Below are 14,900 nucleotides of genomic sequence, written 5' to 3' on the forward strand. Positions count from 1 at the left end.
GTGGCGTCTTGGTAGTCGGTCAAACGCGCCATGCGGTCTGCGATCAGTTCGTCCAAGCTTTCGCGTTTTTTGAATTGAATCACTTGCACAGGTTGCAACTGGGCCATCAATGCCGGTAATTGGTGGGCTGCGTTGCGACCCCACTCAAAAGCGGCCAAGTTGTTTTTGACCTGAACGTCGTTGAGTTCAATGGCCCGCACCAAAGACTCACGGCGCAAAGGCACCCAACCTTTTTGCCAGGCATAGCCCAAGATCATTGGGTTGACATAAATCGTGTCGCCCATGAGTTGTTTGGCCAACAGATCGGCATCAAAAGCGCCCACGGCTTGCACACCGACCTGGGTTGAAATTTCGGCCAAGCACTGCTCGGCCGGATTTTGCCAATTGCCGTTTTTCACAAAGGCAGCGGTGGGTGTGCTGTTGCTGTTCAAGGCCACATGGGTGCGGCCTGCACGCATGCGCAAGGTGGTTTCTTTGGATGCACTGACGATGGGGTCGCAACCCATGATCAGATCGGCTGCAGCCATGCTCACGCGGGTGGTGCGAATCTCGTTTTGGGTGTTGGCCACCAGGATGTGGCTCCAGGTGGCACCGCCTTTTTGCGCCAAACCGGCAGAGTCTTGGGTAACGACGCCTTTGCCTTCCATGTGCGCGGCCATGCCCAGCAGTTGGCCGATGGTGATGACACCTGTGCCGCCCACACCGGCCACCACCATGCCCCAGGGGTGGGTGATGGCAGGCAATGTGGGCTCTGGCAGTTTGCCCAAGCTGGCTGGGTTGATGTTGGTGCTGGTGGACGTGGCTTTCTTTTTGAACGTGCCGCCTTCCACCGTGACAAAGCTGGGACAAAAACCTTTGAGGCAGCTGGTGTCTTTGTTGCAGGTACTTTGGTTGATGGTGCGCTTGCGGCCCAAAGGTGTTTCGAGCGGCTCCACCGACAGGCAGTTGGACTGCACGCTGCAGTCACCACAGCCTTCGCACACCTCTTCGTTGATCATCACCCGTACCGCAGGGTCTACCAGGGTGCCGCGCTTGCGGCGGCGGCGTTTTTCAGTGGCACAGGTCTGGTCGTAAATGATGACGGTGGTGCCCAAGATTTCTCGCATTTCACGTTGAATGCGGTCGAGCTCATCGCGGTGGAACACCCTCACCCCTTCAGCCAAAGCCACACCCTCGTACTTTTCGGGTTCGTCGGTCACCACCACAATGCGCTGGGCACCTTCGGCTTTCATGCTCATGGCAATCTGCACCACGCTGTGGCCCTCAGACCGCTCACCCACGGGTTGGCCGCCCGTCATGGCCACGGCGTCGTTGTACAAAATTTTGTAGGTGATGTTCACCCCAGAAGCCACACTTTGGCGCACGGCCAGGAGGCCGCTGTGGAAGTAGGTGCCGTCGCCGATGTTGGCAAAGATGTGCTGGTCGGTGCTGAAGGGTTGCTGCCCTGTCCAGGGCACGCCCTCGCCACCCATCTGGGTGAAGCCCACCGTGCTGCGGTCCATCCAGATGCTCATGAAATGGCAACCAATGCCGGCCATGGCGCGTGAGCCTTCCGGCACTTTGGTGGAGGTGTTGTGCGGGCAACCTGAGCAGAACCAGGGCGTGCGGTCGGCGGCTGTGCCCAAAGTCAAGGTTTGCATGGCCTTGTCTTTGGCGTCCAAAATGGCCAAGTGGGCGTCGATTTGCGCGGTCGTGTCGGCATCGATGTCCAGCTTTTTCAGCCGTTTGGCAATGGCCCGGGCAATCAAGGCCGGGGTCAGGTCGGCATTGGCACGCAGCAAGGTGCGTTCAGCGGGGTTGGGGATGGACCATTCGCCGCCAGAGGTGTCGCCTTCGGCTTCGTCAAACTTGCCCAAAATTTTCGGCCGCATATCGTCGCGCCAGTTGTACAGCTCTTCTTTGAGTTGGTATTCGATGACTTGGCGCTTTTCTTCCACCACCAAAATCTCGCGCAAGCCGGTGGCGAACTCGCGGGTGGTGTGCGCTTCGAGCGGCCAGACCACGCCCACCTTGTGCAGCCGGATGCCCAGGCGCCGGCATTTGGCGTCGTCCAGTCCCAAGTCCAGCAGCGCTTGGCGCGTGTCATTGAAGGCTTTGCCGCTGGCGATCAGGCCAAAACGGTCGTTGGGTCCTTCGATCACGTTGTGGTTGAGCTTGTTGGCACGGATGTAGGCGAGGGCTGCGTACCATTTGTAGTCGAACAAGCGCGCTTCTTGCTCCAGCGCGGTGTCGGGCCAACGGATGTGCACGCCGCCCGGGGGCATGACGAACTCCGGCAACACGATGTGCACGCGTTCGGGGTCGATGTGGGCGGTGGCGCTCGACTCCACAATCTCCTGAATCGTCTTCATGCCTGACCAAATGCCCGCAAACCGGCTCAGGGCCAGGGCGTGCAAGCCGTGGTCCAGGATGTCTTGCACACTGGCTGGAAAGAACACGGGCAGGCCACAGGCCTTGAAAATGTGGTCACTCTGGTGGGCTGCGGTGGAGCTTTTGGCCACATGGTCATCGCCCGCCACGGCCAGCACGCCGCCCCAGGGGGTGGTGCCGGCCATGTTGGCGTGTTTGAACACATCTGAGCAGCGGTCTACACCCGGGCCTTTGCCGTACCAGATGCCGAACACCCCATCGAACTTGTTGGTGCCCGGGGGCGCAAAACCCAGTTGCTGTGTGCCCCACAAAGCGGTGGCGGCCAGCTCTTCGTTCACGCCCGGTTGGAACACGATGTGTTGGGCTTTCAAGTGGTCTTTGGCTTTCCACAGCGACTGGTCATAACTGCCCAGCGGCGAGCCCCGGTAACCGCTGATGAAACCCGCGGTGTTCTTGCCCTGCAGGGCATCGCGTTGGCGTTGCAGCATGGGCAGCTTGACCAGGGCCTGTACACCGCTCATGAAAGCGTGGCCGACATCGAGGCTGTACTTGTCGTCCAGCGTGACGGTTTCTAAAGCCTGGCGAATCGAGTCGGGCAATGGGGCGTTCATGGTTTGTCCTGCGTCGAAAAGGATGGTCACAGTGTAGGTCCGTCGTGCCCACAAGGGCTTGCTTTTGGAGACAGGATTTGCCCTAAGTTGAAAACCGCCCTGTTCAACACGACAATGAATAAGCGCCTGAAATATTGAAAACCAAGGGCCGCATAAACCGCGCCGAATGGTCCTCGCACCTGGGTGGTTCGGTCACGTTTTTGCGCTTGGTTGGCTGCGCACGTTCTGGCGCTGCCTGTAAAATAAGCAGATTGAGCCGACCCCGTGGCAGGGCGGCCCATCGCGCTTTGGCGCCTATTTTTGGCCTTCACTCAAGGCGGACCTCTCATGCTTTACCCTCAAGAATTCGATGTGATCGTGGTCGGCGGTGGCCATGCCGGAACCGAAGCCGCCTTGGCCTCTGCCCGCATGGGTTGCAAAACCCTGTTGCTCAGCCACAACATCGAGACCTTGGGGCAGATGAGTTGCAACCCCAGCATCGGCGGCATCGGCAAGGGCCATTTGGTCAAAGAGGTGGACGCCTTGGGCGGCGCCATGGCCTTGGCGACCGACGAAGGGGGCATCCAGTTTCGCATCCTTAACAGCTCCAAAGGTCCGGCCGTGCGCGCCACCCGCGCCCAGGCCGACCGCATTTTGTACAAAGCCGCCATCCGACGCATGTTGGAAAACCAGCCAAACCTGTGGCTGTTTCAGCAAGCCGTGGACGACCTGATGGTCGAAGGCGACCGGGTGGTGGGGGCCGTCACGCAAGTGGGCATCCGTTTTCGTTCGCGCACCGTGGTGCTGACGGCGGGCACCTTCTTGGACGGCAAGATCCATGTGGGCTTGCAGAACTATGCGGCGGGCAGGGCGGGCGATCCACCCGCGGTGAGCCTGTCGGCGCGGCTCAAAGAGCTCCAGCTGCCGCAAGGCCGGTTGAAAACCGGGACGCCGCCGCGTCTGGACGGTCGCACCATCGACTTTTCCAAGTGCACCGAGCAACCCGGTGACGGCGTGCCCGGGGGCATGAACCCCGATGGGGGTGTGCCCGTGTTCAGCTTCATGGGCCGCACCGACATGCACCCGCAGCAGGTGCCGTGCTGGATCACACACACCAATGAGCGCACGCACGAGATCATCCGCTCGGGCTTTGACCGCAGCCCCATGTTCACCGGCAAGATCGAAGGCGTGGGTCCGCGCTATTGCCCGAGCGTCGAAGACAAGATCAACCGCTTTGCCGACAAGGACAGCCACCAGATCTTTCTGGAGCCCGAGGGCCTGACCACACACGAGTATTACCCCAACGGCATCTCGACCAGCTTGCCGTTCGACATCCAGTATGAGCTGGTGCGCTCGATGAAAGGCTTGGAAAACTGCCATATCCTGCGCCCCGGCTACGCGATTGAATACGATTATTTTGACCCGCGGGCCCTCAAAAACAGCTTTGAAACCCGTCAGATCGGCGGCCTGTTTTTTGCGGGCCAGATCAACGGCACCACGGGTTACGAAGAGGCGGCTGCCCAAGGCTTGTTTGCCGGCATCAATGCGGCCTTGCAATGCCGGGGCGACGCGGCCTGGACGCCTGCGCGTGACCAGGCTTATCTGGGCGTGCTGGTGGACGACTTGGTCACGCAAGGCGTGACCGAGCCCTACCGCATGTTCACCAGCCGTGCCGAGTTCCGTCTGCAGTTGCGCGAAGACAATGCAGATGCCCGTTTGACCGAAGTCGGCCGCCAAATGGGCTTGGTGGACGATGTGCGCTGGGATGCTTTCAGTCGCAAGCGCGACGCTGTTTCACGTGAAACAGAGCGCCTGAAGTCGGTGTGGGTGAATCCGCGTAACCTGCCCGCCGAAGAGTCGGTGCGGGTGCTGGGCAAAGTCATCGAGCACGAGCACAACCTGTTTGATTTGCTGCGAAGACCGAATGTGGGTTACGCCGCCCTGATGGCGTTGGACGGTGGGCGCATGGCCAGCGCCGATGTTTCACGTGAAACCCTAGGCGACTTGAGCGAGTCGGTCATCGAGCAGGTCGAGATCGCCGCCAAATACTCCGGCTACATCGACCGACAAAAGGGTGAGGTGTTGCGCGCTGCTTTTTACGAGCACCTGCGCTTGCCCGAGGCGCTGGACTACATGCAAGTTTCCGCCTTGTCGATCGAGGCCCGCCAGAAGTTGGCCAAACACCGCCCGGAAACGCTGGGCCAAGCCTCGCGCATTTCGGGCATTACGCCGGCGAGCGTTTCGCTGTTGCTGATCCACCTGAAAAAGGGCGGGTTCAAAGGTTTCATGCAAGCGGCCGAGGAAGGCGTTCAGGCATGAGCTTGAGCCTGGAAGAGGGGTTGCGTGCGGGCGTTAACGCCTTGGGTTTGGGGTTGTCGGACGAGCAAATTCGCCTCTTGTTGGGTTACGTGGCGCTCATCCAAAAATGGAACAAGGTTTACAACCTGACCGCTTTGCGTGACCCGGCCGATATGCTGACCCACCACCTGTTGGACAGCCTGACGGCCATCGCGCCCTTGTCCCGACACACCCAGGGCCGCGCCGCCCGGGTGCTGGACGTGGGTTCAGGCGGCGGGTTGCCGGGTGTGGTGTTGGCCATTTGCATGCCCGAGTTGAATGTCTCATGCGTGGACACGGTGGCCAAAAAGGCCGCATTTGTGCAACAAGTGGCGGCGAGCCTGAAGCTGCCGAATTTGCGCGGCATCCATGCCCGGGTGGAGTCATTGACCGACCCCTACCAGGTGATCTGCTCGCGTGCCTTTGCTTCGCTGCCGGATTTTGTGGCTTGGTCACGCTCGGCCTTGGCCGAGGGGGGTGTCTGGATGGCCATGAAGGGCAAGCTTCCCCAAGACGAAATGGATGCCTTGCCCAACGATGTGGCGGTGTTTCACGTGGAACCCCTGACGGTGCCGGGCTTGGATGTGGAGCGTTGCATGGTCTGGATGAGGCCGAACCGGGTCTGAATTTCGGCGTGTTTCACGTGAAACACATTTTGAACAAGGGCCGCAAAGTGGGGTGCATCACTTACACTCGCCCTATTCTCCTGAAAGTTCGTGCATGTTTGGCATTTCGGATCACGGCGCATTCGCTGCGGCCTTTGTTATGTTGCTGTTTTTGCCCGGCCCGGGCAACCTGGCCTTGATCAGCTCGGCCAGCAAAGGGGGGTTGGCCGGTGGATTGGCTTCTGTGCTCGGTTTGCTGGTGGGTGACCAGGTCTTGCTTTGGCTGACTGTGGCGGGCTTGGCTGCGGTGCTCAAGGCCTATCCGCCTGTCTTTTTGACTTTGCAGTGGGCGGGTGCCGCGTACCTGGCATGGCTGGGTTACAAAATGCTCACGACGCCTTCAGGCGAAGGCCCCGGTATCCACATCACATCTGGCCACTGTTTTCGTGAAACCCTGTTGATCACCGTACTCAATCCCAAAGCGATCATGTTTTACCTGGCTTTTTTCCCTCAGTTCATTGACCCGGTGAACCACCAAGGCTGGATGACATTTGTGGCCATGGCCTTGACCATCGCCGCCTTGGGCTTTGTCTATTGCATGGGTGTGGTGCTGGTCACGCACTTCATGGCCGAGCGCATTCGCGCCAACCCCAAGGTGTCCGGCGGCTTGCAAAAATTGGCGGGCCTTTGCTTGATCGGTTTTGGCCTCAAGATGGTCGTTGCCAAGTAGTTTCCCGCTGGTCGCCTGCCCCTTACTTTGAAAGCCGCACATGTTCTTTGGCATCTCTGACTACAGCGCCTTCGTTGTCGCCATCGTGTTGTTCTTGGCCATTCCTGGGCCGGGCAATTTGGCACTCATCACCTCCACCAGCAAGGGTGGCATGGCCGGTGGTTTGATGGCCACTTTGGGGGTGATTGCGGGTGACCAAGTGCTCATGTGGTTGGCGGTGGCCGGGGTGGCCACGGTATTGGCCACGTACCCCGCCGCATTTGCCGCCATCCAATGGCTGGGTGCGGCTTACCTGGCTTGGCTGGGTTGGAAAATGCTGACGGCCAAGCCCGGTGATGCGCCTGTGCTGAACATCCGGCCTCGGGAGTATTTTCAGCAAGCGCTGGCCATCACCTTGCTGAACCCCAAAGCGATTGTCTTTTACATGGCCTTTTTCCCCCTGTTTGTGGACCCGCAAACCCATTTGGGCTGGGTCAGCTTTGGCGTGATGGCGGCGACCATTGCCGGGTTGACCTTTTTATACGGATTGGGCATGGCATTGCTGACCCACCACCTGGCCGAGCGCATGCGCGCCAACCCCGTGGTGGGCCGCGTGCTGGAGAAAGTGGCGGGCCTGTTTTTGGTGGGTTTTGGCCTCAAGCTGGCCTTGTCCAAATGAGCACCCCCAGCCAAGTCCTGACATTCCCACGAACTGATTAACCTGAGCGCAACTTATGGCCACTATTTTCTGCATTGCCAACCAAAAAGGGGGGGTGGGTAAAACCACCACCACCGTCAATCTGGCGGCGGGTTTGGCCAAAGTGGGTCAGCGCGTGCTCTTGGTCGATCTGGACCCCCAGGGCAATGCCACCATGGGCTCGGGCATTGACAAACGCACCGTTGAGCTCAATGTGTACGACGTGTTGTTGGAGTCTGCCACCATCGCCGAAGCGGTGATCAAGGCGGAGAAATGCGGTTACGACGTGATCAGCGCCAACCGTGAACTGGCGGGCGCCGAAGTCGAGTTGGTGCAACTGGAACACCGTGACCAGCGCTTGAAAAACGCCTTGAAGGTGGTCGATGCCGATTACGATTTTGTGTTGATCGATTGCCCGCCCTCGCTCTCCATGCTCACGCTCAATGGCCTGTGTTCAGCGCATGGCGTGATCGTGCCCATGCAGTGTGAATACTTTGCGCTGGAAGGCCTGACCGACTTGGTCAACACCATCAAACAGGTCCACGCCAACCTGAACAAAGACCTGAAAATCATCGGTTTGCTGCGTGTCATGTTCGACCCGCGCGTCACCTTGCAAATGCAGGTCAGCGACCAGCTCAAGGCCCACTTTGGCGACAAGGTGTTCGACACCGTGATCCCGCGCAATGTGCGCTTGGCCGAAGCCCCCAGTTACGGTTTGCCGGGTGTGGTGTTTGACGCCTCGGCCAAGGGCAGCCAAGCCTATGTGGCGTTTGCCCGCGAGTTGGTGCAGCGTGCGCCCACGCTCTGAGCTCGGGGGACACTGCGAAACATGACGGTTTCAACCCGCACCACCACCGCCCACCCGGACGCGGCTTTGGCCCGGCCTGTGCCTGCGGTCTTGCTTTTGCCCGGTTGGCAGGGCAGCGGCCCCGGCCATTGGCAGATGCACTGGGCCCGTACGCAGGGCCATGCCGTGGTTGAACAAAACGATTGGTTGCACCCCTTGCGCGGCGATTGGTTGGCCAGGCTGGACGAAACGGTGATCGACGCGCCAGGCCCGGTGGTTGTGGTGGCGCACAGTTTGGGCTGTATTTTGGTCGCGGCCTGGGCCAGCGTGTCCCGGCACACGGCCCGCGTGCGCGGCGCTTTGTTGGTGGCGCCTGGCGATACCGAAGCCCTAGAGTTGAAAGACCGCTTGCCGGGCTGGTCGCCCATTTCCCGACAACGCTTGCCGTTTCGCAGCATTTTGGTGGGCAGCCAAAATGACCCGTACTGCACGGCAGACCGGGCCCAAGCTTTGGCCCAAGCCTGGGGGGCCCGCTGGGTGAACCTCGGCGCTGCCGGGCACATCAACGCCGATTCCTCTTTGGGCGAATGGCCAGAAGGCCAAGCGCTTTTGCAAACACTGTTGAAGGATTGACCATGGTCACCAAAAAACCCAAAGGCCTTGGCCGCGGACTTGAAGCCCTGTTGGGTCCCAAGGTGCAAGAAGCGCCGGCCCCTGACATGAGGGCCGAAACCGGCGTGCCCACCCAGCTCATGCTCGATCAGATGGTGCCCGGCATGTACCAGCCGCGCACCCGCATGGACGAAGGCGCTTTGTACGAGTTGGCCGAGTCCATCAAGGCGCAGGGCATCATGCAGCCGATCCTGGTGCGCTTGCTCACCGAAGGCGAGAACGCGGGCAAATACGAGATCATCGCGGGCGAGCGGCGCTTTCGTGCCTCGCATCTGGCGGGCCTGAGCGCCGTCCCCGTTTTGGTGCGCGATGTGCCCAACGAGGCCGCTGCCGCCATGGCGCTGATTGAGAACATTCAGCGCGAAGACCTCAATCCGCTCGAAGAAGCCCAGGGCCTGCAACGCCTGATCAAAGAGTTTGGGCTCACTCACGAAGCCGCTGCACAGGCCGTGGGCCGATCGCGCAGTGCGGGCAGCAACTTGCTGCGCTTGCTCAACCTGGCCGAGCCCGTGCAGTCCATGCTGATGGCGGGCGACCTGGACATGGGCCATGCCCGTGCTTTGCTGTCGCTGGACAAAGCCGCGCAAATCACGGCAGCCCACCAAATTGTGGCCAAAAAAATGTCGGTGCGTGAGGCCGAGAGCTTGGCCAAAAAACTGGGTGCCGAGTTCAACCTGGTGCACCAAAAGCCCAAGAAAGAAAAGTCCCGAGACATTCGCCGGGTTGAAGAAGAGTTGTCCGACCTGCTCATGGCCGAAGTCGAGGTGCGCGTGAAAAAACGCGTCAAGCGATTGGGCAAGATGGAGGAAATGGGCGAACTGAGCATCCAGTTTGGCTCGCTCGACGAGCTCAATGGGCTGATCGATAAACTGCGTGCTTAAAGCGAAAACGCCCGCGAAGATGAGCCTGTTCAATGACTTTTTGAGGATCTCGGGTGTCACCGCCTTTTGGCGCGCGGGAGGCTTGCCGGACCGCGAGAACTTGTTCACGCGCCCCAATATTTTGGTTTTTTATTTGGTGGCGGCGGGACTGACTTCTCTGTCGTTTTATGTGCTGCACCCAGGGTTCTACAACCCCCACACCAACTGGGTGCTCAGCCTCTTGCTTTTCGCGATGCTGCCATTGGCTTGGCACGCCCGATGGTATGGGCCGGTGGTGCATGTGTCCACCTTGATCAACTTGGCATTGATCACCTACATTGCCACGCAAACAGGGGGCGTCAATTCCACGGCCATGGTGTGGCTCAATGTGCTGGCTTTGCCTGTGCTTTTGTTGATCGGGCCTCGGGCGGCCCTGTTTTGGATTGTCACCGTGTTGGCCACCGTTGCCATGTTGTTTGTGGCCATGCAGTGGGGTTGGGTGAACAGCCAAAACAAGAGCCAGCTTGGCGCTTTGCCTTGGACGTGGATGAACCATGTCATGGCTTTGGCGAATTTGATGTTGGGTATCCGCTTGCATGAGCACTTGCACGACCAGCAACTGCAACAGCTGCACCGGCGCAGCCAAGAGATCCTGGCCACCCACCAAGCCTTGTTGCAGGCACAAGCCCACAAAGACAACTTTGTGGCCGCGGTGGGCCACGAGCTGCGCACGCCCATGAATGCCATTTTGGGCTTCAACGGCGTGCTGCGCCAAGAATTGAAAGACCTGCCTGAACAAGTGGCGGTGGTGGACCATATACGTCGCTCCACCGACCACTTGTTGCAAGTGGTCAACGACATTTTGGACTTCTCGCAACTGCAGGCCGAAAAAATGCAGCTGTACCCGGTGGACTTCGACTTGGCGGCGCTGGTGGAAGAGGCTCTGGCCGGCAAGCGAGACAGGGCGACAGAAAAAGGCTTGATCTTGAGCGCGTACATCGATCCGGTTTTGCCGCAGCGTGTTCATGCCGACCGGTCACGCTTGTTGCAGATTTTGCGTAATTTGTTGGGCAACGCCCTCAAGTTCACCGAGCAGGGCGAGGTCAGCTTGCGCATCACGGCCCAAGGCGGGCGCTTGCTTTGGGAGGTGAGCGATACCGGCTGTGGGATTGCGCAAGCTCGGCAGGCCGATATTTTTCGGCGCTTTGAGCATGCCGATGTGCAAACCACCCGCACCCATGGCGGCACAGGCTTGGGTTTGTCGATTTGCGAAAAACTCGTGCATTTACAAGGCGGGCAGATCGGCGTGAAGAGCCAGGTGGGTCAAGGCGCGCAATTTTGGTTTGACACGCCCTTGCAAGCGGCTTTGCAAGTTCCGACGCAGCCTGCCCCCAGCCTGGACCTCGGGGCCGGTGAAGGACTGCGGATTTTGGTGGTGGACGACAACGCCATCAACCTGATGGTGGCCCGTTTGCAGCTTCAAAAATGCTGGCCCCAATCGCAAGTGGTGACCGCCGACAGTGCGGCGGCGGTATTGAGTTTGTTGGATGAGTCGTTGTATGACCTGGCCTTGGTGGACATGGTGATGCCAGAGATGGACGGGCTGCAGCTGACGCAAGCGATTCACCAGCACTTCCCGGCTCAAGCGGCGCACATGCCCATCATTGCCTTGACGGCCAACACCAACCCGGTGGATCGCCAACGTTGTCTGGACGCCGGCATGTGTGACGTGCTGAGCAAACCCATCGACATCTCTGCTTTGGTGCACAGCGTCAGCAGCCACATGCAGCAAGCCAAGAGGGTTGCCATATGAGTGAGAACACCTTGCCAAGGCCCATGGTGTGGCTGATCTCCTACCTGTCCACCTGGTTGCCCAGCTCTTTCAAAAAGGGCAAGTTGCCCTACATGTTTTTCTTTGTGAATTTGATCATCGTGTTGTTGTTGGTGTTTGCCTTCATCAGTCCTTACCCCTATGCGACACCGATGTTTTTATCGTTTGCAGCCTTTCTGGTGCTTTTGCTGGTGATGGTGCACCATGGCTTGTCACTCGAATGGGGGGTGCACATCGCTACGGCGACGGGAGCCCTGGTCTTGCTGTACGCCATATGGTTTTCTGGTGGCAGCTTTTCGCCGCGCATGACGTGGTTCATGGTCTTGCCGCTCACGCCGTTTTATGTGCTGGGCCGCAAAGAGGGCATGACATGGCTGTTCATCGCTGTGGCTTTGCAATCGATGGTGGCGGCCTTGACTGGATTGGAGGTGTGGCCCCCTTTGCCTTTGGGTTCAGAGCATGCCTTCTCGTCTTGGGTCACCGCCACAGCGGCCACGGGGGTGTTGGTCATTGTCCCTTTTCTGTATGCACGCCTTTACCAAAAGGCCTTGGAACAAGGCATGCGCGACCAACAGGCGTTGGAGCTCAAAAAGCGAGAGCTGGAGCACGCCTTGCTCATGCGTGAGCATTTCGTGGCCACGGTCAGCCACGAACTCAGAACGCCCATGAACGCCATCTTGGGTTTCAATGCCCTGCTGTTGTCGCGCTTGGAGGGCCACCCCGGCGCCCTCAAGGTGCTCAACCACACACAACAATCGGCCGATCACCTGATGACGGTGATCAACGACGTGCTGGATTACTCGCAATTGGAAGCGGGCGAATTGGTGATCCAGCCAGAGCGTTTCGAGTTGCGCCAGACGGTCAAGCACGCTTTTGAGCTGTTTTGGCCCCGTGTCAAAAGCATGGACATCGATTACCGCGTGGCGCTGGACGAGGACTTGCCCACTTGGGTCAACACCGATCGACACCGACTGATGCAGGTCTTGGTCAACCTGATTGGCAATGCCCTGAAGTTCACCCACCAAGGCTCGGTGATGTTGCGTGTGCAGTGGCAAAACCCGGGTGTTTTGTTTTCGGTGCAAGACACCGGCATTGGCATCACCCCCGAACGCCAGCGCCACATTTTCAAGCGCTTTAGCCAGGCTGAAGACGACACCCAGGCCCGTTATGGTGGCAACGGTTTGGGTTTGGCGATCTCGCAAAAATTGGCCCAATTGCTGGGCGGCGAGATGGGTTTTGAAAGCGAACCGGGCGTGGGTTCACGCTTTTGGCTGCGGCTGCCTTTGGTGGGCGAGAAACCATTGCCCCCTACTAAAACCACCCGAAAGCTCGAGGTGCAGACCGTGCAAAGCTCGTGGCGGTTTCTGGTGGCCGACGACCACCCGGTCAACCGCTTGCTTGTTAAACAGGTGCTGCACAGTGCGTGGCCCCAATGCACGGTGCTGGAGGCGGCCAATGGCCAAGTGGCCCTGGATGTGCTGCGCACACAAGCGGTAGACCTGGTGCTCATGGACATGGTCATGCCGGTGATGGATGGCATCGACGCGACGCGGCTCATCCGGCTGGACCCGACGGTCACCGTCCAGCGGGTGCCGGTGTTGGGTCTGACGGCCAACGTCAACCCCCTGGATCTCGAGCGTTTCAAGTTCGCCGGGCTCAACGCCGTGATGCTCAAACCTTTTGAGCCGGCCGAGCTGTGTCAGCGGGTGGAGTCCTTGTTGTGGGCCAAGGGCGACGGCCCATGAGGCGCGTTTGGCGCGATTTTTCGCTGTCCACGGTGGTGGCTGGATTTGTGGCCGTGCTGGTGGGCTTCACCAGTTCGGCGGCGATTGTGTTTTCGGCCGCGCAGGCCTTGGGCGCCACACCTGAACAAATGGTGTCCTGGATGTGGGCTTTGGGCATCGGCATGGGCACCACCAGTCTGGGTTTGAGCCTGTGGTACCGGCAGCCGGTCTTGACGGCTTGGTCTACCCCGGGTGCGGCAGTTTTGGCCGTGAGCCAGGGCGTGAGCTTGCCCGAGGCCACAGGTGCTTTCATGGTGTGCGCCTTGCTGATCATGGCCGTGGGTTACAGCGGTTGGTTTGAACGGCTGATGTCCAAAATCCCCTTGGCTTTGGCCAGTGCCTTGTTGGCCGGGGTGTTGGCCCGCTTTGCCCTGGATGCGGTGAAAGCGGTGGCGCATGCGCCTGTTTTGGTGCTGGCCATGACCCTGGCTTATCTGCTGGGTCGGCGCTGGTGGCCGCGCTGGTCGGTGCCCATGGTGTTGCTGGTGGGCATGGGTGTGGCGGTATCTCAAGGCCAGCTGCACTTGTCCGGTGTGGATGGTTCCTGGGCCACGCCCGTGTGGGTGAGTCCCACATGGCGCTGGGCGGCCATGGTCAGTGTGGCCCTGCCGCTGTTTGTGGTGACCATGGCTTCACAAAATATGCCGGGTGTGGCTGCGCAACGCGCTTCGGGTTTCAATACGCCAGTGTCCCCGGTGGTGGGAGCGACCGGTTTGGCCAGCCTGGTCTTGGCCCCTTTTGGTGGTTATGCCCTCAATTTGGCGGCGATCACTGCGGCCATCTGCATGGGCAAAGAGGCCCATCCAGATCCGGGCCGTCGTTACACGGCATCGGCTGCGGCCGGTTTGCTTTACATCGCTTTGGGTCTGGCAGGTGGCACGATTGTCAGCCTGATGGCGGCGTTTCCGCAGGCGCTCGTCATGGCGGTCGCCGGTTTGGCGCTCTTGGGCACCATGGCCTCCGGCTTGGCTGTGGCCGTCAAAGACGAGCAGCACCGCGAAGCTGCACTGCTCACGTTCCTGGTGACAGTCTCGGGTGTGACGCTGGCCGGCGTGGGCTCGGCTTTTTGGGGCGTGGTGGTGGGGGGCTTGGCGCAGTGGCTCTGGACACGTCGCCCCACGGCCTCACATTGAGAAAATCTTCCCCGGGTTCATGATGTTGTGCGGGTCCAGCGCCCGCTTGATGGTGCGCATCATGTCCACCGCGCCTTCGCCGGTTTCGGTGCGCAAGAAATCCATTTTGTGCAGGCCAATGCCATGCTCGCCGGTGCAGGTTCCACCCAAGCGCAGGGCCCGGCTGACCAGTTGCTGGTTCAGGGCTTCGGCCGTTTCGCATTCCTGCGGGTTGTTCGGGTCGATCAGGTAGCCGAAATGGAAGTTGCCGTCGCCCACATGGCCGACCAAAAAGTAGGGAATGCCACTGGCATCGGTTTCGGTGATGGAGTCGAGCAGACAGTCGGCCAATCGGCTGATCGGCACACAGGTGTCGGTGCTGATGGCGCGGCAGCCTGGCCGGCTTTGCACAGCGGCAAAGTAGGCGTTGTGCCGTGCTGTCCACAGCCGCGTGCGCTCTTCGGGGGTGGTGGCCCATTCAAAGGCGTTGCCACCAAATTCGCTGGCGATCTCTTGCACCGTCTCGGCTTGTTCTTTCACGCCTGC

Annotated in this window: 12 protein-coding genes; 10 read left to right on the forward strand and 2 right to left on the reverse strand. The window is 59.9% G+C overall.

The genetic code is table 11. From position 1 onward, the window contains the following. Positions 1 to 2,981 (reverse strand): indolepyruvate ferredoxin oxidoreductase family protein (locus Q0O19_RS10840; RefSeq protein WP_295522898.1); only part of this gene is annotated, 2,981 nt, incomplete at its 3' end. Between the two features lie 327 nt (positions 2,982 to 3,308). On the opposite strand from Q0O19_RS10840, the gene mnmG reads away from it, so the two are divergent. The 10 genes from mnmG (at position 3,309) to Q0O19_RS10890 (ending at position 14,375) form a co-directional block, all read left to right on the forward strand. Beyond that, positions 3,309 to 5,279, forward strand: coding sequence for a tRNA uridine-5-carboxymethylaminomethyl(34) synthesis enzyme MnmG (mnmG, locus tag Q0O19_RS10845; RefSeq protein ID WP_295522879.1), 1,971 nt, complete (start codon positions 3,309 to 3,311; stop codon positions 5,277 to 5,279). Next, positions 5,276 to 5,923 (forward strand): 16S rRNA (guanine(527)-N(7))-methyltransferase RsmG, encoded by a 648-nt coding sequence (rsmG, locus tag Q0O19_RS10850; protein WP_295522881.1) that lies wholly within the window; start codon positions 5,276 to 5,278, stop codon positions 5,921 to 5,923. The genes mnmG and rsmG overlap by 4 nt, the downstream gene beginning before the upstream one ends. Before the next feature lie 94 nt (positions 5,924 to 6,017). Next, positions 6,018 to 6,632, forward strand: a complete 615-nt coding sequence (locus Q0O19_RS10855) for a LysE family transporter (protein WP_295522883.1) — start codon at positions 6,018 to 6,020, stop codon at positions 6,630 to 6,632. A 40-nt stretch (positions 6,633 to 6,672) separates the two neighbouring features. Further along, a complete protein-coding gene (locus tag Q0O19_RS10860; protein WP_295522885.1) occupies positions 6,673 to 7,290 on the forward strand; it encodes a LysE family transporter in 618 nt (205 codons plus the stop codon). Positions 7,291 to 7,345: 55 nt separating this feature from the next. After that, positions 7,346 to 8,116 (forward strand): AAA family ATPase, encoded by a 771-nt coding sequence (locus Q0O19_RS10865; RefSeq protein ID WP_295522886.1) that lies wholly within the window; start codon positions 7,346 to 7,348, stop codon positions 8,114 to 8,116. A 21-nt stretch (positions 8,117 to 8,137) separates the two neighbouring features. Continuing rightward, positions 8,138 to 8,728: an alpha/beta hydrolase gene (locus Q0O19_RS10870; protein WP_295522888.1), complete on the forward strand. Its 591-nt coding sequence runs from the start codon at positions 8,138 to 8,140 to the stop codon at positions 8,726 to 8,728. A 2-nt stretch (positions 8,729 to 8,730) separates the two neighbouring features. Further along, positions 8,731 to 9,648, forward strand: coding sequence for a ParB/RepB/Spo0J family partition protein (locus tag Q0O19_RS10875; RefSeq protein WP_295522890.1), 918 nt, complete (start codon positions 8,731 to 8,733; stop codon positions 9,646 to 9,648). Between the two features lie 19 nt (positions 9,649 to 9,667). Beyond that, complete coding sequence (locus Q0O19_RS10880; protein WP_295522891.1) at positions 9,668 to 11,440, forward strand: ATP-binding protein; 1,773 nt, start codon at positions 9,668 to 9,670, stop codon at positions 11,438 to 11,440. Beyond that, a complete protein-coding gene (locus Q0O19_RS10885) occupies positions 11,437 to 13,203 on the forward strand; it encodes an ATP-binding protein (RefSeq protein WP_295522892.1) in 1,767 nt (588 codons plus the stop codon). Before Q0O19_RS10880 ends, Q0O19_RS10885 begins: the two co-directional genes overlap by 4 nt. Continuing rightward, a complete protein-coding gene (locus tag Q0O19_RS10890; RefSeq protein WP_295522894.1) occupies positions 13,200 to 14,375 on the forward strand; it encodes a benzoate/H(+) symporter BenE family transporter in 1,176 nt (391 codons plus the stop codon). The genes Q0O19_RS10885 and Q0O19_RS10890 overlap by 4 nt, the downstream gene beginning before the upstream one ends. Here Q0O19_RS10890 and Q0O19_RS10895 read toward each other — a convergent pair. Then, a partial coding sequence (locus Q0O19_RS10895) for an FAD-linked oxidase C-terminal domain-containing protein (RefSeq protein ID WP_295522896.1) occupies positions 14,367 to 14,900 on the reverse strand: 534 nt, incomplete at its 5' end. The genes Q0O19_RS10890 and Q0O19_RS10895 overlap by 9 nt on opposite strands.

The organism is Limnohabitans sp. Rim8, from assembly GCF_945869175.1.
GTDB lineage: Bacteria > Pseudomonadota > Gammaproteobacteria > Burkholderiales > Burkholderiaceae_C > Limnohabitans_A.

What these genes read in the sequence shown, in the direction of transcription:
- mnmG (WP_295522879.1), top strand. Translation starts at nt 3,309, where the DNA reads ATGCTTTACCCTCAAGAATTCGATGTGATCGTGGTCGGCGGTGGCCAT.
- rsmG (WP_295522881.1), top strand. Translation starts at nt 5,276, where the DNA reads ATGAGCTTGAGCCTGGAAGAGGGGTTGCGTGCGGGCGTTAACGCCTTG.
- Q0O19_RS10855 (WP_295522883.1), top strand. Translation starts at nt 6,018, where the DNA reads ATGTTTGGCATTTCGGATCACGGCGCATTCGCTGCGGCCTTTGTTATG.
- Q0O19_RS10860 (WP_295522885.1), top strand. Translation starts at nt 6,673, where the DNA reads ATGTTCTTTGGCATCTCTGACTACAGCGCCTTCGTTGTCGCCATCGTG.
- Q0O19_RS10865 (WP_295522886.1), top strand. Translation starts at nt 7,346, where the DNA reads ATGGCCACTATTTTCTGCATTGCCAACCAAAAAGGGGGGGTGGGTAAA.
- Q0O19_RS10870 (WP_295522888.1), top strand. Translation starts at nt 8,138, where the DNA reads ATGACGGTTTCAACCCGCACCACCACCGCCCACCCGGACGCGGCTTTG.
- Q0O19_RS10875 (WP_295522890.1), top strand. Translation starts at nt 8,731, where the DNA reads ATGGTCACCAAAAAACCCAAAGGCCTTGGCCGCGGACTTGAAGCCCTG.
- Q0O19_RS10880 (WP_295522891.1), top strand. Translation starts at nt 9,668, where the DNA reads ATGAGCCTGTTCAATGACTTTTTGAGGATCTCGGGTGTCACCGCCTTT.
- Q0O19_RS10885 (WP_295522892.1), top strand. Translation starts at nt 11,437, where the DNA reads ATGAGTGAGAACACCTTGCCAAGGCCCATGGTGTGGCTGATCTCCTAC.
- Q0O19_RS10890 (WP_295522894.1), top strand. Translation starts at nt 13,200, where the DNA reads ATGAGGCGCGTTTGGCGCGATTTTTCGCTGTCCACGGTGGTGGCTGGA.